Annotated in this window: 19 protein-coding genes; 11 read left to right on the top strand and 8 right to left on the bottom strand. The window is 66.4% G+C overall.

Annotation, left to right across the window (positions count from 1 at the left end):
* The first annotated feature begins 336 nt into the window (after positions 1 to 336).
* Both TSH64_RS20150 and TSH64_RS20145 read left to right on the top strand, forming a co-directional pair.
* Positions 337 to 873, top strand: coding sequence for a GAF domain-containing protein (locus tag TSH64_RS20150; protein ID WP_109447658.1), 537 nt, complete (start codon positions 337 to 339; stop codon positions 871 to 873).
* Between the two features lie 143 nt (positions 874 to 1,016).
* On the top strand, positions 1,017 to 2,858 hold the full coding sequence (locus TSH64_RS20145; RefSeq protein ID WP_247873053.1) for a sensor domain-containing phosphodiesterase: 1,842 nt from the start codon (positions 1,017 to 1,019) through the stop codon (positions 2,856 to 2,858).
* A gap of 1 nt (position 2,859) precedes the next feature.
* Here TSH64_RS20145 and TSH64_RS20140 read toward each other — a convergent pair whose 3' ends face one another.
* Both TSH64_RS20140 and TSH64_RS20135 read right to left on the bottom strand, forming a co-directional pair.
* A complete protein-coding gene (locus TSH64_RS20140; protein ID WP_109447654.1) occupies positions 2,860 to 4,263 on the bottom strand; it encodes a VOC family protein in 1,404 nt (467 codons plus the stop codon).
* 116 nt (positions 4,264 to 4,379) lie between these two features.
* Positions 4,380 to 5,291, bottom strand: coding sequence for a LysR family transcriptional regulator (locus TSH64_RS20135; RefSeq protein ID WP_109447652.1), 912 nt, complete (start codon positions 5,289 to 5,291; stop codon positions 4,380 to 4,382).
* 151 nt (positions 5,292 to 5,442) lie between these two features.
* On the opposite strand from TSH64_RS20135, the gene TSH64_RS20130 reads away from it, so the two are divergent.
* Complete coding sequence (locus TSH64_RS20130; protein ID WP_109447650.1) at positions 5,443 to 6,738, top strand: FAD-binding oxidoreductase; 1,296 nt, start codon at positions 5,443 to 5,445, stop codon at positions 6,736 to 6,738.
* A gap of 30 nt (positions 6,739 to 6,768) precedes the next feature.
* On the opposite strand, the gene TSH64_RS20125 is transcribed toward TSH64_RS20130, so the two are convergent.
* The 5 genes from TSH64_RS20125 to TSH64_RS20110 all read right to left on the bottom strand — a co-directional run bounded on the left by TSH64_RS20125 (position 6,769) and on the right by TSH64_RS20110 (position 10,449).
* Positions 6,769 to 7,470, bottom strand: coding sequence for a CBS domain-containing protein (locus TSH64_RS20125; RefSeq protein WP_109447648.1), 702 nt, complete (start codon positions 7,468 to 7,470; stop codon positions 6,769 to 6,771).
* Between the two features lie 231 nt (positions 7,471 to 7,701).
* Positions 7,702 to 8,565: a cell wall hydrolase gene (locus tag TSH64_RS20120; protein WP_109447646.1), complete on the bottom strand. Its 864-nt coding sequence runs from the start codon at positions 8,563 to 8,565 to the stop codon at positions 7,702 to 7,704.
* A gap of 226 nt (positions 8,566 to 8,791) precedes the next feature.
* Entirely contained in the window at positions 8,792 to 9,034 is a 243-nt protein-coding gene (locus TSH64_RS35945; RefSeq protein WP_199237611.1) for a hypothetical protein, read from the bottom strand.
* Positions 9,035 to 9,127: 93 nt separating this feature from the next.
* Positions 9,128 to 9,334 carry a hypothetical protein gene (locus TSH64_RS20115; RefSeq protein ID WP_109447644.1) on the bottom strand — a complete coding sequence of 69 codons (207 nt, stop codon included), beginning with the start codon at positions 9,332 to 9,334 and terminating at the stop codon, positions 9,128 to 9,130.
* Positions 9,335 to 9,648: 314 nt separating this feature from the next.
* Positions 9,649 to 10,449, bottom strand: coding sequence for an IclR family transcriptional regulator (locus TSH64_RS20110; RefSeq protein ID WP_109447642.1), 801 nt, complete (start codon positions 10,447 to 10,449; stop codon positions 9,649 to 9,651).
* Positions 10,450 to 10,592: 143 nt separating this feature from the next.
* On the opposite strand from TSH64_RS20110, the gene TSH64_RS20105 reads away from it, so the two are divergent.
* The 8 genes from TSH64_RS20105 (at position 10,593) to TSH64_RS20070 (ending at position 19,451) form a co-directional block, all read left to right on the top strand.
* Complete coding sequence (locus TSH64_RS20105; RefSeq protein ID WP_109447640.1) at positions 10,593 to 12,167, top strand: ABC transporter substrate-binding protein; 1,575 nt, start codon at positions 10,593 to 10,595, stop codon at positions 12,165 to 12,167.
* Positions 12,168 to 12,382: 215 nt separating this feature from the next.
* A complete protein-coding gene (locus TSH64_RS20100; protein ID WP_109086964.1) occupies positions 12,383 to 13,324 on the top strand; it encodes an ABC transporter permease in 942 nt (313 codons plus the stop codon).
* Positions 13,325 to 13,338: 14 nt separating this feature from the next.
* The gene (locus TSH64_RS20095; RefSeq protein WP_109447638.1) at positions 13,339 to 14,247 is read left to right on the top strand and encodes an ABC transporter permease; all 909 of its coding nucleotides are present in this window, start codon (positions 13,339 to 13,341) and stop codon (positions 14,245 to 14,247) included.
* Between the two features lies 1 nt (position 14,248).
* Positions 14,249 to 15,853 (top strand): D-aminoacylase, encoded by a 1,605-nt coding sequence (locus TSH64_RS20090; RefSeq protein WP_109447636.1) that lies wholly within the window; start codon positions 14,249 to 14,251, stop codon positions 15,851 to 15,853.
* A gap of 22 nt (positions 15,854 to 15,875) precedes the next feature.
* Complete coding sequence (locus TSH64_RS20085; protein ID WP_094304977.1) at positions 15,876 to 16,259, top strand: RidA family protein; 384 nt, start codon at positions 15,876 to 15,878, stop codon at positions 16,257 to 16,259.
* A gap of 95 nt (positions 16,260 to 16,354) precedes the next feature.
* Positions 16,355 to 17,413 (top strand): alanine racemase, encoded by a 1,059-nt coding sequence (locus TSH64_RS20080; protein WP_109447634.1) that lies wholly within the window; start codon positions 16,355 to 16,357, stop codon positions 17,411 to 17,413.
* 35 nt (positions 17,414 to 17,448) lie between these two features.
* Positions 17,449 to 18,453 carry an ABC transporter ATP-binding protein gene (locus tag TSH64_RS20075; protein ID WP_109447632.1) on the top strand — a complete coding sequence of 335 codons (1,005 nt, stop codon included), beginning with the start codon at positions 17,449 to 17,451 and terminating at the stop codon, positions 18,451 to 18,453.
* A complete protein-coding gene (locus TSH64_RS20070) occupies positions 18,450 to 19,451 on the top strand; it encodes an oligopeptide/dipeptide ABC transporter ATP-binding protein (protein WP_109447630.1) in 1,002 nt (333 codons plus the stop codon). Before TSH64_RS20075 ends, TSH64_RS20070 begins: the two co-directional genes overlap by 4 nt.
* A 159-nt stretch (positions 19,452 to 19,610) precedes the next feature.
* Here TSH64_RS20070 and TSH64_RS35390 read toward each other — a convergent pair whose 3' ends face one another.
* Positions 19,611 to 20,903: a hypothetical protein gene (locus TSH64_RS35390; protein WP_146208053.1), complete on the bottom strand. Its 1,293-nt coding sequence runs from the start codon at positions 20,901 to 20,903 to the stop codon at positions 19,611 to 19,613.
* Positions 20,904 to 21,040: the final 137 nt, after the last annotated feature.

Below are 21,040 nucleotides of genomic sequence, written 5' to 3'. Positions count from 1 at the left end.
CCACCCGATCGTTGCACGGGCTTGGCAGAAAGCCGGCGGACGCATCCGCAGAACAGCCATGCCACAGGTCGATGGTCGGGGCCGGACGGCGCGAACCGCAACAAGGGTCGGGCGGCAGCGGTCCATTAGACAATCATAACGTCGGATATGACTATGCCTTCTGAAATAATATGAAAGCCAACAGATCCAGGATTCGTCCCATGCGTAAAAAGAAGGAGTTCTTAACCGAATCTCCTCAATAATCATATTTGCCGGGCGGGCGAATTATTTGTCTCTTGACAGAATTGCGCCATCGCCGGGGAGCCAACCATCCAACATGACCGCGGAGCCCAGCCCATGACGCTTTTGAAGGAGACCATCGCGAGCGGGGCCGTCCCGCAGAGCGTCGGCCGCGGCGCCGTCCCGGTCGATGACGAGGCGGCGAGGCTGGAGGCGCTGCGCCGCACCGGGCTGCTGGACAGCGAGCCGGAACCCGCTTTCGACGATCTGGTCTCCTGGGCCTGCGATCATTTCCGCGTGCCCATCGCGCTGATGTCGCTGCTGGACGCCGACCGGCAATGGTTCAAGGCGCGCCGCGGCTTGGCCGTCCAGGAAACGCCGCGCGACGTCGCCTTCTGCGACTTCACCATCCGCCAGAGCCTGCCGATGGTGGTCGAGGACGCCGCCCGCGACCCGCGTTTCCAGCACAACCCGCTGGTGCTGGGCGAACCGTACATCCGCTTTTATGCCGGCGCCCCGATCATCAACCGGCAGGGGCTGGCACTTGGCTCCGTCTGCCTGATCGACACGGCGCCGCGCAGTTTCGGCATGGTGGACCGCATGGTGCTGGCACAACTGACCGTGACGGCGCTGGCGGCGATTGAACGGCGATAGGACGGCGGGAAGCTGGGCTGGAGATCGACGATTGAGTCCATGCCGCATTGCACCATTCTCATTGGCGTTTCTCCGAACTTGACGGCAAGTTCGGCGCTGGAACTATTGAAGACGACAGTGCCCGGAACAGGATGACCACCGAGATGACGCCCGCAAAGGCGAAGCGCCTGCCGCCGGTTCCAGTCCGTGAAGAGGATCGGCTGGCGATGCTCCAGCGGTACGAGCTGCTCGACACGCCGGCCGAGGCGGCCTTCGACCAGATCACGCGTCTGGCCGCCAAGCTGCTGAAGGTACCGGTGGCGCTCATCTCGCTGGTCGACCGCGACCGCCAGTGGTTCAAGTCGCGGGTCGGACTGCCGGTGCAGGAGACGCCGCGCGAATATGCCTTCTGCGCCCATGCGCTCGACTCCGAGGCCCTGCTCGTAATCGGCGACGCCCGGCAGGACGAACGCTTCGCCGACAACCCGCTGGTGACCGGCGATCCCAACATCCGCTTCTATGCCGGCGCCCCGCTGCGCACGGCGGACGGGCTGGCGCTCGGCACCATCTGCGTGATCGACGACCAGCCGCGCCCGCCGCTGACGCCGGAGGAGGAGGAGGCGCTGCGCGACCTGTCGGCGATGACGATGGCGCATATCGAGGCGCGGCGCGCCGTCGGCTACCTGCATCCGGTCACCTCGCTGTCGAACCGCTTCCGTTTCCTGGCAGACGCCGATGCCCTGGCCGACGCCCTGGCGGACGACCCCGCCACGCTGCCGGGGACGGCGGTGGTGATCGATGCCGCGGCGTCCCAGCAATATGCCGAACTGACCCGGGTGCTGGGGCAGGTCTGCGCCGACGCGTTCGAGGTCGATTGCGCCCGCCGCATCGCCGCATGCCTGCCGGACCGCACGCGGCTCTATCACCTGTCGCCGGCCCGATTCGCCTTCATCCTGCTGTCCGATGGCGACGGCGATCTGGCCGCCACGCTGGACCGCATCAGCGCTGCGGTGCGCAGCCCCTTCCAGTATCAGGGCGTGCCGATCGCCACGTCCTCCGGCATCGGCTTCGTGCACCGGTCGGACATTGCGGCGGAAAGCCCCGTGGAAAGCGTGGAGCTGCTGCGGGCCGCCACCAGCGCCGCCCACCAGTCGCTGGAGACGCAGAAGCCCTGGTGCGCCTATGACGAGGAGCAGGACCGCGCCGCCCACCGCGCCTTCCTGCTGCTGCGCAGCCTGACCGAGGCGATGGACGGACACGGCCAGCTGCACATGGCCTATCAGCCCAAGGTGGATCTGCGCACCGACCGCTGCATCGGGGCGGAGGCACTGCTGCGCTGGACCCACCCGGAACTGGGACCGATCTCGCCCGCCGAGTTCGTGCCGCTGGCCGAACGCACGGCGCTGGTGCGCCCTCTGACCGAATGGGTGATCGGTGCCGTCCTGACGCAGGTGGCGCACTGGCGCCAGCGCGGCATCGACCTGCCGGTGTCGATCAACATCTCGATGCTGGATCTTGGCAGCGGCGACTTCACCGACCGGGTCGAAGCCCTGCTGGCGCGCCATGACGTGCAGGCGGACTGGATCGATTTCGAGGTGACGGAAAGCGCCCTGATGACCGACCGGGCGGAGGTCGACCGCCAGCTCCTCCGCCTGCGCCGCCTGGGCATCGAGGTGGAGATCGACGATTTCGGCACCGGCCAGAGCGCCCTGTCCTATCTGAAGGACATCCCGGCGACGGCGGTGAAGATCGACCAGCGCTTCATCCGCTCCATCGCCGACGAGCGCAGCGACCAGATCATGGTCCGCTCGACCATCGACCTTGCCCATGACCTGGGCTATCTGGTCATCGCCGAAGGGGTGGAAACGGCGGAGGCCTATGACTGGCTGCGCCTGCACGGCTGCGACTTCGGCCAGGGCTACCTGATTTCCCGGCCGCTGGCGCCGGCAGCCTTCGAAGACTGGCTGGCGGCGGGCGCCTTCCGTCCCGCCGCCATACAGGTCTGACTCACTTCGCGGCGAGGCAGGCGGCGATGGAGGCGCGTTCGATCTCGGCATAGAGGTCGAACGGGTTCAGCACCGCGGCACCCAGATCGGCTTCAAAACGCTGCTGGTTCGGGCTGGCGGCGAAATCCTGCCGGGCCTCGTCGCCCAGGTTGGACTGGAAGATCCCGGCGGCGCTGACCGGCAGGAAATCCTCGTAGACGACGGGATCGAAGCGGACGGCGCCGCTCTCGATCAGCGTTTCCAGATCGGCTCCCGGCGTCGGCGGGGTGCGGCGCCCGGCCTCGGTCAGGGAATAGCTGAAATAGCCGAGCCCCTCGCGGCGAATCCCGTCCCAGCTGTCGGGGAAGGGAGCGAACACTTCCTGGAGGGCCGCCATGTACTGCGCGGCGTTGGAGCCGTCGGCCGCCGGGGCGACGAGGCGGCGGGAATCCTGCAGCAACGTGTCGTAGAGCGTCCGGCCCTTCGGGGTCAGGGCGATGCCACGCTGCTCGATCTCGCCGAAGCGGGCGGTGTGGACGCCGGAGCGCCAGCCGCCCCCCTCACTGTCACTGGCCTGGAAATCGACCGGCTCGCTCAGCGCCTTGAAGGAGGTCTGGCGCAGCAGGATCGGGCAGCGGCGGGTCGGCGGGCCTTCGACCACCGCCTTCGGCGCGATGCCCTTTTCCGGCATCAGCCGCTGGACCGCATCGATGTCGAGCGTGCGCGGCGTCAGGTGGTTGATGTGCGGCCCCTTGAAGGACACCACGTCGGCGATCAGCCGGTGGGCGTCGTGCAGGCGGTTGTAGAGATCCAGCGGCACATTGGCCCGGCTGTGCCAGCGGAAGGTTTCCAGCGCCTCCGCAACGAAGCGCCCGGCATCCTCCTCATCCAGCCCGCCGTCGGCCTCGGCCTTTTCGATCAGGGCAAGGCAGCCGGGGGTGAAAATGCTGCGCGCGGCCAGCACCTTTTCCGCCTCCTGCCGCAAGGCTTCGTCGGCGATCAGGTCGAGCCGCAGCAGCGAGGTGAAGACGCGGAACGGGTTGCGGCTCAGCGCTTCCCCGTCCACCGGGCGGAAAGCGGTCGAATGGACCGGGACGCCGGCCTCCGACAAATCGTAATAGCCGACCGGCTGCATGCCCATCACCGCGAACAGCCGGCGCATGGTTGACAGCTCATCCGCGGTGCCGAGGCGGATGGCGCCGTGGCGTTCCTCGGTGATGCGATTGAGGCCGCCGGCCGCGTCCAGGCGATGGCGCTCCGCCGGATCGGCGGCCAGCAGCGCCGCGTTCACCTCCTCCACCAGCTCGACGAGCGTCTGGTAGGCCGGCACCTCCGTCCGATACATCTCCGACATGGATGTCGAGAACAGGGTGCGGATCGCATCGGGGCTGGTGAGATCGGCGCTGGTAATCGTCTGGACGCTCATTCCAAATCTCGCTCGCATTGACTGGCCGGACCTGCGCGGCCCTTCACAGGCTGCTGATATAGCAACGAAGCGGCGGGATGGATTGCGATTGTTTTTCCCGACATCATGAGGAAAGCTCATGACCTGCCGGAGGTACGGCACTCCGCCGTCTCCGCCAGGATCCAGTCGCGGAAGGCGGCCAGCGGCGGATAGCCTGCCCGTTCCGACGGCCAGACGACGTAATAGGCGTTCTCGCTTTCCATCGGCAGATCGAGCGCCGGCACCAGCTGGCCCGACCGCAACTCCTCCTCGATCAGGAACAGCGGAAGCAGCGCCACGCCCAGCCCGGCGATGGCCGCTTGCGAGGCGGTGGCGAACTGGTCGAACAGCATGCCGTGCACGCCATCGGCCGGCGTGCCGTGCAGGGTCAGCCAGCGCTCCCACGCGTCGGGACGGCTGGTCAGGTGCAGCAGCGGGGCGAGGCGCAGGTCGGCGGGCTGGCGGAAATCGAAGCGGTCGCGCAGGCTCCGGCTGCAGGCGGGAATCACCGTCTCGCGGCGCAGCAGCGCCATCTCCCCGCCCGGCCAGTCCGGCCGGCCGAAATGGATCGCGGCATCCACCGGGTCCAGACGGAAATCGAAGGGCGCCATCCGCGTCACCAGATTGATGGTGATGCCGGGATTGCCGGCCAGGAAGCTTGGCAGGCGCGGCGCCAGCCAGCGCGTGCCGAAGGTCGGCAGGATGGCGATGCTGAGCGTGCCGCCATAGGGGTTGGCGCGCAGGTTCAGCGACGCGGTGCTGATCCGGCGCAGGGCGTCGCGCACCTCGCGCACGTAATACTCGCCGCCGGCGGTCAGGCGGATGGTCTGCCGTTCGCGGTGGAACAGCTCGACCTCCAGCAGGTCCTCCAGCGCCTTGATCTGGCGGCTGACGGCGCTCTGGGTCAGCGACAGCTCCTTGGCCGCCGCGGTGATGCTGCCGGTGCGCGCCGCCGCCTCGAAGGCGGAGAGCAGGGCCAGGGAGGGAAGGAAGCGGCGCGGGCTCTGCATCGGGGTCTCTGCATCAGGGGCTCGGCGGATTTCATTCCGGAATGGAATGACTGGTTGAGCAAAGATCATTTTGCCGAAGGGGGTAGGCAAGTCAATCTTTCGCACCGGGAATGACTGGCGCACAGAACAGACGCGAAAAGGACCTCAGGGGATGCTGAACGATCCGCGGTCGCATGGGCTTTGGGAACGCACTGCACCGGCGGCACCGCCGACAGCACCGCTGTCCGGCAGCGTCCAGGCCGACGTGGTGATCGTCGGCGCCGGCTACACCGGCCTGTCGGCGGCGCTGCATCTGGCCGAAAGCGGCGTCAGCGCCGTGGTTGTCGAAGCGGTGGAGATAGGCTTCGGCGGCGCCGGGCGCAATGTCGGGCTGGTCAATGCCGGCATGTGGGTGATGCCCGACCAGCTGGTCAGCACCCTGGGACCGGTCTATGGCGAGCGGCTAATCGAGCTGCTGGGCAACGCGCCGCGCGCCGTCTTCGACCTGATCACCAGGCACGGCATCGCCTGCGAGGACGAGCGCAGCGGCACGCTCCATTGCGGCGTCGGCCCGGCGGGCCTGCGCGAACTGGAGCAGCGGGCGGCCATCTGGCAGAAGCGCGGCGCACCGGTCCGCCTGCTGGACGCGAAGGAGACGGCGGAGAAGGTCGGCACCACGGCCTACACCGGCTCGCTTCTGGATCTGCGCGCCGGCACCATCCAGCCGCTGGCCTATGCCCGCGGGTTGGCGACGGCGGCCATCGCGGCGGGGGCCCGCATCTTCACCGGCAGCCCCGTGCAGTCGGCGAGCCAGACCAGAGCCGGGTGGGAGGTGAAGACGCCGGACGGATCGGTCACCGCCGACTGGGTGGTGGTCGCCACCGACGCCTACAGCATCGGCCCCTGGGTGCAGCTGCGCACCGAGCAGGTCCACCTGCCCTATTTCAATCTGGCGACGGAGCCGCTGTCCGATGCGATGCAGAAGGCCATCCTGCCGGAACGCCAGGGGGTGTGGGACACCAAGTCTGTGCTGAGTTCCTACCGCTTCGACCGCCGGGGCCGGCTGGTGTTCGGCAGCGTCGGCGCGCTGCGCGGGACCGGAACGGCGGTCCACCGCGCCTGGGCGCTGCGCTCGCTGGCCGCGCTGTTCCCGCAGCTGGGGCCGGTGCGGTTCGAATCCGAATGGTACGGCCAGATCGGCATGACCAAGGACAATCTGCCCCGCTTCCACCGGCTGGACCGCAACGTCATCGGCTTCAGCGGCTACAACGGCCGCGGCATCGCCCCCGGCACCGTGCTCGGCCGCTGCCTGGCCGAGCACATCACCGGCAAACTGCCGGAGGCGGAGATGCCGCTTCCCAGCACCGCCCCCGACACCCTGTCGGCCCGGACGGTGCAGGAGGCCGTCTATGAGTATGGCGCGCAGGCGACCCATCTGGTCGGAGCGCGGCTGCCGGGGAAGATCTGACCGCGCGCCTTCCCCGGCACATCCTTTACGTCAAAGACCCCAGGCGCCGCTTTCGGCGGGGTCGACGACCTGGATGTTGTTCTCCACCGACTTCACGCCGGGGACGCGCTCCGCCGCGATGCGCAGCGCGTCCCGCTGCGACACGCTGCTGACGAAGCCCCAGAGCTGGACGACGCCGTTGCGGACGACGATGGCGTCGTGCGAACGCGAGTCCCACGACAGTTCCTTGACGGCGGCGGCCACCCGCTCCTTCAGGTCGCGGTCGTCAGCCGCGGCGGCCGGCGTTTCCGGCGAGACGCTGGCCAGCGCGCGCAACAGGTTGGCGCGGCTGATGATGCCGACCAGGGCGCCGTGGCGCACCACCGGCACGCGCTTGATCCGCCGCGTCTCCATCACCCGCACGACCTCTTCGGGCGAGGCGCTCTCGTCCACCGTGGTGACGTGGGCGGTCATCACGTCGGCGACCTTGCGGGCATGGGACTTGATGAAATCCTCCGCCGGCAGGGTGCCGCCGGACACCAGCCCGAGCCACCAGGAGCGGTGACGCTCCGTCCCCAGCTCCACCCGGCGCAGCAGGTCGCCTTCGCTGATGATCCCCACCACCTTGCCGGCGGCATCGACCACCGGCAGGCCGCTGATGTGATTCTCCAGCATCGTCCGGGCGGCATCGGCGACGGTCGCGTCCGGGCCGATGGTGATGACCCGCGGCGTCATCAGATCGATTGCTTTCATCGTTTCTCTCCCTTTGATGTCGTGGAACGGAGACAGCCTAGGAGGTCGACAGACGAGAGCGATTGATCTACAGCAATTCGGCACCGGCCTTTCCGCATGATGAAAAATACAAACATCACCCCTGCAAATCCGGTCTGGTCCGCTGGGTCAAGTACTTGACAGAGAATATCGACTTAACCGGACCGGATATCCGCCCGGCCATTTCCGCTGGAGGCCGCCTGCCCCGGCACTTTACTCCGCAAACTCTGCCACCAGGGTGGCGATGGTGCGCTCTTCGGGCGGGGTCGGCGCGCGGTAGAAGGAATGGCCGCCGATGGAGGCGGTCTTCAGCCGCGCCTCCGCCCATTCCGGCTTCTGGCGGCGCAGCGCGGCCTGTGCCGGCGGGCTGTAGAACATCGAGGCGCGGGCGGTCGGATCGGGCAGGTCGTCGTCGTTCAGGTTCCAGGCCAGCCCGCGCGCGGTGCGCAACGCCTCTTGGTCGGGGGCGAGGCGCGTCTTCGGCCAGGACGGCATGCCGCCCGCCCGGATCACCGCGGCCTGCCGGCGAATCTCCGCCAGGATGCGCCGGGTTTCGACACGCGGATCGGCCGCCAGCTTCGCCTGCTCGGCCTTCGCCTGCCGGGCCGCCTTGTCCGCCTGCCTGCCCTTTGCCTTGACCGCCTTGGCCGTCTTCCGGTTGGCGGGCTCGACGGGCGGCGCCGCGAAAGGCTCGAACTGGCCGGTCGCGACGACGACGCGGCAGGGCAGCGACGGCTGATCGGCAGAGGCGGCGCGGTTGGCGACCACCCACATGACGGCCGCCATGGCGTCGGCGCCCTCGCCCCGCGCTTCGGCCCAGCCGGCCAGCGCAAGACAGCGGCGCTCCCGTTCGGCCTGCCACGGGGTCAGCATGAAGACTGAGGCGCCGATCATCACCGCCTGCTTGGCGCCGCCCCGCTTCGGCACGCCGCCCTTCTCGTCGCCGACGAACCGCGCGCAGCCCTTGTCACCCGGCCGGCAAACGGCAGCGCCGTCATCTGCACCGACGGCCTGCGCAGCGGCTGCCGTGGGCGACAGGGCGGCTGCAAGCAGCAGAGTGGTGAGGAGGTTGCGCATCCCAGTCTCTCCGGTTCAGGAAGGGGGACTTCCTTCGACAGGAGCGCGGACTGCAAGTTCCCGGATTCGTCCATCTCTCAGAGAGCTTAAGCCTGAGGGCGGAGGATGTACGCCGTTCGGATCCCGATGGCGTCATGCGGACAGACGAACGGGCTGGAAGCCGTCGGATCCCTCCGGCTTCCAGCCCGTTCGGTGGAATGGGACTGCTGTGACGAGGACGGCGGCCTCAGCCGTCCTTGCGGTCGCCCTGCCGGTCGCCCGGGGGTTTGCCGCCGCCGTCGCCGGTCCAGTCGTCGGTCAGATACTCCTGCGAGCGGCTGATCTCTTCGACTTCCGCGCGGGAAGGCGGCTTCGGCACCTGGGCCTGACCGGACTGGCGGTCGCCGGTCGCTCGGCCGTCCGTACTTTGGCCGCCTGTAACTTGGCCGTCTGCTATTTGACCGTCTGCGGGGTCGGTGGTGCGGGGCATCGGCGCCTCCTTGTCAGCCGGGTATCAGTCCCAGCAAACAGGGGCAAGCCGTCAATGTTGCACCACCGGCCCGGCCTGCGGACCGTGATGCGCTCAGTGGGCGGCGTCGGCGACGGTCACCGGCATGGTCTTGACCATCTCCAGGGCGACGGCGGCACGGGCCTCGTCGGCGGCCAGGATGGCGTTCGGGTTCATCTGGGCGACCGCGGCGACGGCGGCGAACAGGATGGCGCCGACAACGATGCGGGCAATGGCGAACTTGGCAGCGAACTTGGCGGATTCGACATCATACGGGGTCATGGCGGTCTTCCTTCAGTATCGGGTTTTGAATTCCGGCGGCCGGTGTCGCGGCCTGTTGAGGAAGATATTGACACGATCCCGCATGCGCAAAAGAGGAGACATCACATTGCTGTACTGGCTCTTTCGCATTGCAGCATAGCGCTGCGAAAGACGGCGATGAAGCCAATTCTTAAAGCAGATTTACGTTTCGCAGCGCTCTATCGGGGATTATGGGGCTTTCGCAGCGCTATTACTGCTCGCTGTCTGCCCCCATTTAAAACATGTGGTGCGCGGTCGTCAAATGACAACGGCCCGGCGCCCATTCCGCACCGGTATCAGCGGCCGGGCGACAGGCGCTCCGCGCTGGCCTTCAGCGTGTCGATCATCACCTGCTGCGCCTCCTCCGTCGTGTCGGCGGGGACGACGAAGCAGATGGTGGCGATGCAGCGGCCGGACGGATCGCGGACCGGGGCGGCAAGGCAGGTGGTGAAGCGGTCGACCAGCGCCGTGGTGCGGACATAGCCCTGGGTGCGGGCGCGGCGCATGTCCTCCAGGAACTCGTCCTCGGCGATGCGGCGGCCGTCGGGCAGGGTGAAATCCTCCGACGGGATGAAGCGCCGGATCTCCTCGGCATCCAGGTGATCGACCAGCAGACGGCCGGACGCCGTCCAGGGGATCGGCACCTTGATGCCGATCTCGGAGCTGATGCGGAACATGCGCCGCCCCGGCTCATTCAGCACGACCAGATACTTGTCGCCGTCCAGCGTGCAGAACTGCGCGGTCTCCCCCACCGTCTCGGCGATGTGGGCGACCTCCACCCGCGCCTTGCGGATCAGGTCGACGCTGTCGAGGTAATCGCTGCCGTAGTAATGCATCGCCGGCCCGAAATAGACCGTGCCGTCGCCGTCGCGCAGCTCCAGCCAGCGCGCCTCCACCAGCGTGTTGACCAACTCGTACATGGTCGAGCGCGGGGTGCCGGTGTCGCGGGCGATGTCGGCGATGCGCGTCGGAGCGCGCCGGTCGTGCAGATGCTCCATCAGCGCGATGACACGGTCGATGCCGCGGGCGCGGCCCGTCGGCTTTTCCGCAGACTGCTTCTCCTCGGCCTGCTTCACCGCTGCTTCGCCGCTTTTCATCGATCCACGCTCCCTGGTCGTCGCACAACCGATTAGCACGCGGATTTTCGGCTTGCCAGCGGTCTTTGTCCGATATACCGTTCGCTTGTCTGGAATACAAGACCGACGTCCGATATTTCGGACAAACGGTTCGGGAGACGGAAATGACAGGGATCACGCGACGTCTGTTCAACACCGCCCTCGGCACGACGCTGGCCGCAGGCGGGCTTTCCACTGGAATTCTCGGAAGCTGGACCACCCCTGCGCTGGCCCAGCAGGGCGGCGCATCGGTCGTCACGGTCGCCACCATCGGCGAGCCGCCGACGCTGGACCCGGTCGGCACCACGTCCGACCTCGTCAGCATCATCACCCAGCACATGTTCGAGACGCTGTTCACCTTCGACGGCGACTGGAAGCTGGCCCCGCTGGTGGCCTCGGCCCTGCCGCAGGTGTCGGCGGACGGCAAGACCTACACCATCCCGCTGCGCAGCGGCGTCACCTTCCATGACGGCAGCACCGTCACGGCGGACGACGTGGTCGCCTCGCTCGACCATTGGACCAAGGCCTCGCCGCGCGGCAAGACCGTCGCCCCGCTGGTGGAGAGCATCGCCGCCAAGGGTGCGGACGCCGTCGTCATCGCGCTGAAGGAGCCCTTCGCGCCCCTGACCGCGCTGCTGGCGATGAACAACGGCGCCGCCGCCATCGTGCCGAAGTCGGTGATCGACGGGCCGGGCGCCCTGAAGTCGCTGATCGGCACCGGCCCCTACAAGCTGCTGGAGCACAAGCCCGACCAGTATATCCGGCTGGTGCGCCACGACGCCTACGCCTCGCCCGCCGGCACGCCCAGCGGCTATGCCGGCAGCCGCAAGGCCAACATCGGCGAGGTCCGCTTCGTCCCGGTGCCGAACGCCGCCACCCGCGTGTCGGGCGTCCTGGCCGGCCAGTACCAGTTCGCCGACAGCCTGCCGGCGGAAACCCTGCCGCGCATCAAGGGTGCGGCCGGCGTCAAGCCGGTGATCGTCAAGCCGTTCGGCTTCCCGCTGATGATCATGAACACCAAGACCGGCGTGATGGCGAACCCGAAGGTCCGTCAGGCGGTCCTGGCGGCGCTGGAGCCGAACGACATGCTGCTGGCCGGCTTCGGCGATCCCGAATTCGTCCAGGCGGAAGGGTCGATCTACGCCCAGGGCACGCCCTATTACGATGCGGCCAGCGCCAAGCCCTACAGCGACCATGCGGCCGGCAAGGCGGCGGAGCTGCTGAAGGCCGCCGGCTACAAGGGCGAGCCGATCCGCATCATGACCTCGGTGCAGTACGAGTTCCTGTACAAGATGAGCATGGTGGCCCAGGCCCAGCTCGAACTCGCCGGCTTCAAGGTCGATTTGCAGGTGCTGGACTGGGCGACGCTGCTGCAACGCCGCGGCGACGACAAGGGGTGGGACTCCTTCTTCACCTACCACACCTTCGTGCCGGAACCGTCGCTGATCACCGTGCTGAACCCCAGCTATCCCGGCTGGTGGGACAGCCCGGCCAAGAAGGAGGCGCTGGCCGCCTTCAACCGCGAGATGGACCCGGCGGCGCGCAAGGCGAAGTGGGTGACCCTGCAATCGCTGTTCTACAGCGAGGTGCCGAGCATCAAGGTCGGCGAGTTCTACAACCTCGCCGCCAGCAGCGACAAGCTGACCGGCTACACCCCGACGCCCTGGCCGTTCTTCTGGAACACCGACCTGAAGGGCTGAGGGTCGGGATAAACCACTTTCCCAGCCACCCCCCTCTCCCCCCCCGGGGAGAGGGTCGGGGGGAGGGGGATGCACAGCGTGGATCGGGGAACGATCAGAGCGTCGCAATTCTTGCAAATTCACGACGCGCGTCCCCCTCACCCTAACCCTCTCCCCGGGGGGGAGAGGGGACTCCGCTCAGGCGATACTTCCTGCTACGGTCCGGGACCGCAACCATGCTCGTTTACATCGTCCGCCGGTTCGCCGGCATGATGGTCGTCATGCTGCTCGTCGCCATGGTGGTCTTCCTGATCGCCCGCGTCGTGCCGGGCGATCCCGCCGCCGTCATGCTGGGCTCCTCCGCCACGCCGGAGGACATCGCGGCGCTGCGCGGCCGGCTCGGGCTCGACGAGCCGCTGCTGACGCAGTTCCTGCTCTATCTGGGGCAGATCGTCCGCTTCGACTTGGGCGAGTCCATCTTCCTCAACCGTCCGGTGGCGCAGGCGCTGGCCGAACGGTCGGAGCTGACCGGGCTCTTGACCATGATGTCGGTGGGCATCGCCATGCTGATCGGCGTGCCGGTCGGCATCCTGTCGGCGGCCAAGCGCGGCGGTCTGGTCGACCAGACCGCGGTCGGGCTCGCCATGCTGGCGGCCAGCATCCCCAGCTTCTGGATCGGGCTGACGCTGATCAAGTATCTGGCGGTCGACCATGCCTGGTTCCCGGTCGCCGGCTACGGCCCGCCCGATGCCGACCTGCTGGAGCGCATGCGCCATCTGGTTCTGCCGGCCATCGCACTCGGGATTCCCAACTCGGCGCTGATCCTGCGCTTCACCCGCACCAGCATGCTGGACGTGATGAGCCACGATTACGTCCGCACCGCGCGGGCAAAGGGCCTGCCGCCGCTGGTCGTCGTGCTGAAGCATGCGCTGCGCAACGCGATGATCCCGATCCTGACGGTGATCGGCCTGACCACCGCGGTGATGATCGCCGGCGCCATCGTGACGGAAACCGTGTTCGGCCTGCCCGGCGTCGGCAACCTGATCGTGTCGGCCGTGCTGCGCCGCGATTATCCGGTGATCCAGGGCGCCCTGCTGGTGGTGTCCGCCATCTATGTGCTGATCAACCTGACGGTCGACCTGCTCTATGCCGTGGTCGATCCGCGGGTCCGTTATTGAGAGGGAGGGTTTCGATGGCAAGCGTCCCCGCCGGTCACGGCAACGTCCCCCTTCCCTCCTCGGCCAAGCCGCAGAACAGCCGGTCGCCGGCCGCCCTGCTGCTGCGCCAGCTGTTCCGCCGCCGGCTGGTGGTGCTGTCCTTCCTGATCATGCTGGCGATCCTGGCGGTGGCGCTGCTGGCGCCGTGGATCACCCCGTTCAACCCGATGAAGATGGACATCCTCGGCCGGCTGAAGCCGCCGTCCGCCGCCCACTGGTTCGGCACCGACGAGTATGGCCGCGACGTGCTGTCCCGCGTGATGCTGGGCGCCCGGCTGTCGCTGCTGGTCGGCCTGCTGGTGGTGGTGGTGGCGACGCTGCTCGGCACGCTGCTGGGGCTGGCCGCCGGCTATATCCGGCCGCTCGACGGGCTGCTGATGCGGCTGACCGACGCGCTGATGGCCTTCCCGGACATCCTGCTCGCCATCGCCTTCATGGCGGCGCTGGGGCCGTCGCTCTACAACGTCGTGCTGGCGCTCGGCATCGTCTACACCCCGCGCGTCGCCCGCGTGGTGCGCGCCGCCTGTCTCGTGGTGCGCGAGATGCCCTTCATCGAGGCGGCGACGGCGCTGGGGGCCTCCACCCCGCGCATCGTCTTCCTGCACATCCTGCCCAACCTGATGTCGCCGATCCTGGTGCAGGCCACCTTCATCTTCGCCTACGCCATCCTGACGGAGGCGGCGCTGTCCTTCCTCGGCGTCGGCGTGCCGCCGACCACGCCGACCTGGGGCAACATGATCGCCAGCGCCCAGCAGTATTTCCAGCAGGCCGACTGGCTGATCCTGTTCCCCGGCTGCGCCATCGTCCTGACCGTTCTGTCGCTCCAGATCGTCGGCGACGGGCTGCGCGACGCGCTCGACCCCCGGCTCCAGAAGGCGAAGTGAGATGAGTGCCACATTCCTCATCAAGGGCGCCCGCGTCATCGACGGGACCGGCGCCCCCTGGTTCCCGGCCGACGTGCTGGTGGAGCGCGGACGCATCGCCGCCGTCGGCCCGATGCTGGACTCAGCTGACGCCGAACCGCTGGAGGCGCAGGGGCGCTTCCTCGCCCCCGGCTTCATCGACGCCCATTGCCACGACGACCTGATCCAGCTGCGCCAGCCCGGCCGGCCGGAGAAGGTGGCGCAGGGCGTCACCACCGTGGTGGTCGGCAACTGCTCCTTCGGCCTCTACCCGCAGAGCCCCGACAGCGGCGCCCCCTTGCGCGAGCATTTCGGCAACCTGCTGGGCACGGTGACGACCCAGGAGACCTTCGCCGATTTCGCTGGCTACCGCGCAGCACTCGACGGACGCGGCACCGCCATCAACCTCGTCTCGCTGGTCGGCCACGCGGCCCTGCGCCTCGCCGTCATGGGCTGGCAGAACCGCGCCGCCACGACGGACGAGCGCGAGGCGATGGCGGCCCTGCTGGCCGACCAACTGCGCCAGGGCGCACATGGCCTGTCGCTCGGCCTCGTCTATCCGCCCAGCGCCTGGGCCGACCGCGCCGAGCTGGTGCGGCTGGCGGAGGTGGTGGCGGAGCATGGAGCGCTGCTGACCGCCCATGTCCGCTCCTACGAGGGCGGGCTGATCGCCTCGGTGGACGAGTTCCTCGACCTGCTGAAGGCGGGAGGAGCGAGCGGCCTGCTCTCCCACCTGCAAGCCGCCGGGAGGCCCTATTGGGGCAGCCTGCCGCGGGCGGTGGAGCGGCTGGAGATCGCCCGCAAGGGCGGCACCGACGTCAGCTTCGACATGTACCCCTACCCGGCCGGCTCCAGCACCATCCTGCAACTGCTGCCGCCCTCGGCGCTGGCCGGCGGGGTCGAGGCGCTGCTGGCGCGGATGGCCGATACGGAAGGGCTGGCGGCTCTGCGCCGGGCGGTGGAGAACGGCGAGGCGCCGAATGACGCCGGCTGGGAATCCAAGATCCGCCTGATCGGCTGGGAGAATGTCCGCATCGGCGGCGTTTCGGCAGATGACCTGCGCACCCTGGAAGGGCTGTCGCTGACCGAAATAGCCGATGTGGCGAAGGAACAGCCCTTCGACACGCTGGTCCGCCTGATCCGCGCCGACCGCGGCCGCACCAACATCGTCATGTTCCAGCTGGCCGAGGCCGATCTGGAGACCGCGCTGTCGCACCCGCTGCACATGCTGGGCTCCGACGGGCTGCCGCGCGAGACCGGCAAGCCGCATCCCCGCGCCTTCGGCAGCTTCCCGCGCTATCTCGCCCGCGCGATCCGGGGCGAGGGCGGGCTGGGGCTGGAGGATGCGGTGCGCCACATGACCGCCGTCCCGGCCCAGCGTTTCGGCCTGTCCGACCGCGGGCTGGTCCGGCCGGGCATGGTGGCCGATTTGACCCTGTTCACCGCCGACGTGGCGGATTGCGCGACCTTCCAGGACCCGACGCGCCCGCCCCACGGCATCACCGACGTGCTCGTCGCCGGACAATTCGTCCTGCGCGACGGCGGGCACACCGGCGCGCGTCCGGGCAAGGCCCTGGCCCGCGCCTGATCTTTCAACCTGTGAGGACCGAATGACCAACCGCAAGCCGATCTTCGCCGAAAAGGGTGCGAAGCCCGCCGGCCAGTACAGCCACGCCATCGTCGCGAACGGCTTCGTCTATGTGTCGGGCCAGGGGCCGCACCATCCGGAGACCGGCGCGCTGCCCGAGGATTTCGCCGGCGAGGTGCGCCAGACCCTGCGAAATCTGGAGATCATCCTGAAGGCCGCCGGCACCGACCTCGCCCATGTGGTGAAGGTCAACAGCTACCTCAGCGACCTCGGCCGCTTCCAGGAATACAACGCGCTCTATTCGGAATTCTTCCCGACCGAGCCGCCGGCCCGCACCACCATCGGCTGCCAGCTGAACAACATCCAGGTCGAAATCGACTGCATCGCCGTCCTGCCCCAAGCGTAAAACAAGGCGGCGTAAGGTTCAGAGTACATGGCCGATCCCATGGCGCCGCCGCCGGGATCGGCCCATTCCCCGAATTCGTGTTCCGGAGCGGTCCCATGCGCGTCGACGATCTCGACACCCCCGTCCCCGTCATCGACCTCGACCGGGTCGAGCATAACCTGACCAAGATGCAGGCCTATTGCGACCGGCACGGGTTGGCGCTGCGCCCGCACATCAAGACCCACAAGCTTCCCCAATTCGCCCTGCGCCAGATCGAGCTGGGCGCCGTCGGCATCACCTGCCAGAAGATCAGCGAAGCGATGGTGATGGCCGAGGCCGGCTGCGCCGACATCCTGCTGACCTACCCCATCGTCGGCGCCGCCAAGGTGTCGCCGCTGGCGGATCTGGCCGGCAAGACCAGGCTGACGGTGGCGCTCGACAACGCCGTCGCCCTCGACACCGTGGCCGCCGCCGCGGCGGAGGCCGGCGTCGAGATCGGCATCCTCGTGGAGTTCGACAGCGGCGACGGCCGTTGCGGCGTGCAGACCCCGGACGAGGTGCTGACGCTGGCCCGCCGCGCCGCCGGCAACGGCCTGACCCGCTTCCGTGGCCTGATGACCTACCCGCGCGGCCCCCGCACCGTGCCTTTCGTCACCGAGACGCGCGCCCTGCTGGAGGGATCCGGCATCGCGGTGGAGACGGTGTCGGTCGGCGGCACCCCCGGCTGCTGGGACACCCACGAGCTTCCCGGCGTGACCGAGCTGCGCGTCGGCACCTACATCTACCACGACCGCGCCACGGTGGGCGCCGGGGTGGCGACGCTGGACGAGTGCGCCGTGCATGTCCACGCCACCGTGGTCAGCCGCCCCACCCCCGACCGCGCCGTTCTCGATTGCGGCAGCAAGACGCTGTCGAGCGACCGCGTCGCCCCGTCGGTGGGGGAAGGTTACGGCCTGATCCTTGACTACTCCGACGCGGTGATCGTCCGCGTCAACGAGGAGCATGCGGTGGTCGACCTCAGCCGGAGCGCGGCGAAGCCGCAGATCGGCGACCGCGTGCGCATCCTGCCCAACCATGTCTGCGTGGTGACCAACCTGCACGACCGCATGGCGATCACCCGCAACGGCGAAGTCGTCGGCGACTGGCCGGTGCCGGCGCGCGGCTGCACCCGCTGATCCGTCTCAGTTAGCCCAAGTTCCGGGATCCCGTCATGGACGCTGACCTCACGCTCGACATCCGCAACCTGCAAACCCACTTCACCGCCGATCCCGGCGTGTCGAAGGCGGTGGACGGCGTGTCCTTCGCCGTGCGCCGCAACGAGACGCTGGCCGTCGTCGGCGAATCCGGCAGCGGCAAGTCGGTGACCAGCCTGTCGGCGATGCGGCTGATCCCGACGCCGCCGGGCATCATCGCCGGCGGCGAGATCCTGTTCCGCGGCCGCGACGGGCAGGTGCGCGACCTCGCCCGCCTCAGCGAGCGCGCCATGCGCCGCGTCCGCGGCAACGAGATCGGCATGATCTTTCAGGAGCCGATGACCTCGCTGAACCCGGTCTACACCGTCGGCGACCAGATCGGCGAGGCGCTGCGCTACCACCAGGGCCTCGACCGCCGGGCGGCGCGGGCCGAGGCGCTGGCCATGCTGAAGAAGGTCGGCATCCCGGCGGCGGAGCGGCGGCTGGACGAGTATCCGCACCAGATGTCGGGCGGCATGCGCCAGCGCGTGATGATCGCCATGGCGCTGGCCTGCCGCCCCACCCTGCTGATCGCCGACGAGCCGACCACCGCGCTCGACGTGACCATCCAGGCGCAGATCCTCGACCTGATGCGGCGGCTTCAGGAGGAGACCGGCACCTCGATCCTGTTCATCACCCACAATCTGGGCGTGGTGGCCGAAGTGGCGCACCGGGTGGTGGTGATGTATTCCGGCCGCATCGTCGAGGAGGGCGATGTCCGCTCCCTGCTGAAATCGCCCAGGCACCCCTACACCCGCGGGCTGCTGGCCTGCATGCCGCATCTGGGCCAGCGCCGAGGCGACGGCGGCCGGCTCTACGCCATCCCCGGCAGCGTGCCGAGCCCGGTGAACCGCCCGGCCGGCTGTACCTTCGCCCCGCGCTGTGCGCTGGCCGAACCCGCCTGCCTCGCCGCCGAACCCGTTCTGGAGCCGGTCGGCCCCGACCATTCCGCCCGCTGCCGCCGCTGGAGAGACGTGCAATGAGCACCGATACCGTTACCGAACAGCCCCTGCTGAGCGTCCGCAATCTGGAGAAGCGCTTTGCGGTGCGCGGCGGGCTGCTGCAACGGCCGGTCGGCTGGGTGAAGGCGGTGGACGATCTGTCCTTCGACCTGAACCGCGGCGAGGTGCTGGGGCTGGTCGGCGAATCCGGATCGGGCAAGACCACCGCCGGGCGCAGCATCCTGCGGCTGATCGAGCCGACCGGCGGCTCCATCCGCTTCAACGGGCAGGAGATCACCGGCCTGGGCACGGCAGAGATGCGGGCGCAGCGCCGCCGCATGCAGATCGTCTTCCAGGACCCCTATGCCAGCCTCGACCCGCGCCAGCGCGTGCGCGAGGTGATCGGCGAGGCCCTGACGATCCACGGCATCGGCACCCGCGCCGACCGCCGCGACCGCGTGGCGGCGCTGCTGGAGAAGGTGGGCCTGAGCGCCGACGCCATGGACCGCTTCCCGCACGAATTCTCCGGCGGCCAGCGCCAGCGCATCGGCATCGCCCGCGCGCTGGCGGTGGAGCCCGACTTCATCGTCGCGGACGAGCCGGTGTCGGCGCTCGACGTCTCGGTGCAGGCGCAGGTGGTCAACCTGCTGGGCGATCTGCAGCGCGAGCTGGGGCTGGCGGTGCTGTTCATCGCCCATGATCTGGCGGTGGTGCGCTACATCAGCGACCGGGTGGCGGTGATGTATCTCGGCCGCCTGATGGAGATCGCGCCGAGCGACAGCCTCTACGAGCGCCCGCGCCACCCCTACACCATGGCCCTGCTGTCGGCCGCCCCCGACCCGGACCCCGACGCGCCGAAGACCCGCATGCTGTTGGACGGCGACGTGCCGAGTCCGATGAACCCGCCGTCCGGCTGCGTCTTCCGGACGCGGTGCCCGTTCGCGCTGCCCGCTTGTGCGGAACCGGAAGCCCGGGCGCTGCGCGAGGTGGCGCCGGGGCATTCGGTGGCGTGCATCCGGGACGATGTGGGGGTGGGGTAGGGAGCTTTCAGACGCCAAAAGCGTAACTTGATCTCCCTTAATCTTAAGCTCTGAATAGAGTATAAACAGTCAGACCGACCTTGGAGTCGTGACGAAAACTCGACATTTCGTCGAATATATGCTGCAATAAATTCTGAATAAAGGCAGATCACCGGAAAATTATTGAATATTGCAACGGACTAGCCGCCCAAATGAGTCAGTATATAAATTGAAGTTTATTAATTCACTATCTATAATAGAAATAGCAGCATAGAGCGACTGATCGTCCATTTTTTGTTGCTGCGGTATGCTCTCATTGCAGCAAAATTTGATTCCAATACCAAACAATATCTTGTTAAATTTTATTTGCTCTAGATCATCTATTGTAATATTTTTCTCTTGATAAAATGATTTCTCCATCTCGAAATATTTTGGCACTCGATCGTTTGGGTCAAATTTTTCCCAGTTCTCCATAACGTATTTAGTTAACTCAGAAAAGACATAATAGTTAAAGTGATTTTCGAATATAATCATGAAAATTTTCGCCAGAGAAACAGAAATTAAATCATCCGCATCTATCAACCCCTCAAATGTCATCTCAATATTTGCGGACTCCATATCATCCAAAAGAAGAACGATCCGAAGAGGACGACTAACAATTGGCGAGAGCAATCGCAAAATATGCTCGCCTTTTTTCACGTTCTCTGGCTTAATTGTCTCCCACGGATCAATATAATCATAAGAAATTTCGAAAAACTTCTGGTAAATTTCAGATATTATCAAGCTAACCGCTTGAATTGAATATAGGCAAAATCTCCCCACCTCCCAGTTGTTATGGGAGATTCTGTACTCATAAGCATACTTTATTTTTACCCCTTCTGAACCGACCATTGGCTGCGCGTCAACATCCGCGCTGAAGTCAGGTCTATCTGTAAACGGAAACATCGGAGAAACTATAATCTCTCCGCCATCTGGAAAAGTCACGTGCGTTGCTGAATTGATTCGAACTTTTGCAACTGTAATTTGGTCGTGCTTTTTACAATTCACAATATCATTTAACATCTCACATAAATCATAGCCAATTACGGTGCCAGCTATAACTTCTTTTGCTGCGATCTTTTTTGCCAAACCCAAAAGATGAGCATACAACTCTGGAGCGACGAAAATTAGCTCATAAAATAGAGCGCCCTTCAAAAGCTGAGTCTCAAAGAACGGAAAATACGCCTTTGCTTTTCCGGAGGCATATTGGATCACCAATTTTTTATCGCTACCCTGCACCAAGAAACTATCCGCCAAGTCCTTTGCACAGTAGTCAAAGCACTCTCTGCATCCACTCAATATGTCACCGACCTTCTGCCCAACAAAAGCAAGATCCTTATTATGCCTCTGCGAACGACTCATTTCATCACAAAGACTCTTGTACTTAATGAGAGAAAATGCAAGTTTTTGCTTAATATCATTAGCTCTTTTCAAGATTTATACTCCTATAGAATAAAAAATAATTATAATTGCGAGGGAATTATGTTTTTAGAAGCACAAGAGCCCCTTCACATTTTACAATAAAAATAGCGCGCTCATATTACGCCAAAATCATATGCCGCAAAAATCTG

The sequence above is a fragment of the Azospirillum sp. TSH64 genome (assembly GCF_003116035.1).
Lineage (GTDB): Bacteria > Pseudomonadota > Alphaproteobacteria > Azospirillales > Azospirillaceae > Azospirillum.
Note: the sequence above shows the minus strand (reverse complement) of the source record. Positions and strands in the feature narration are given on the sequence as shown.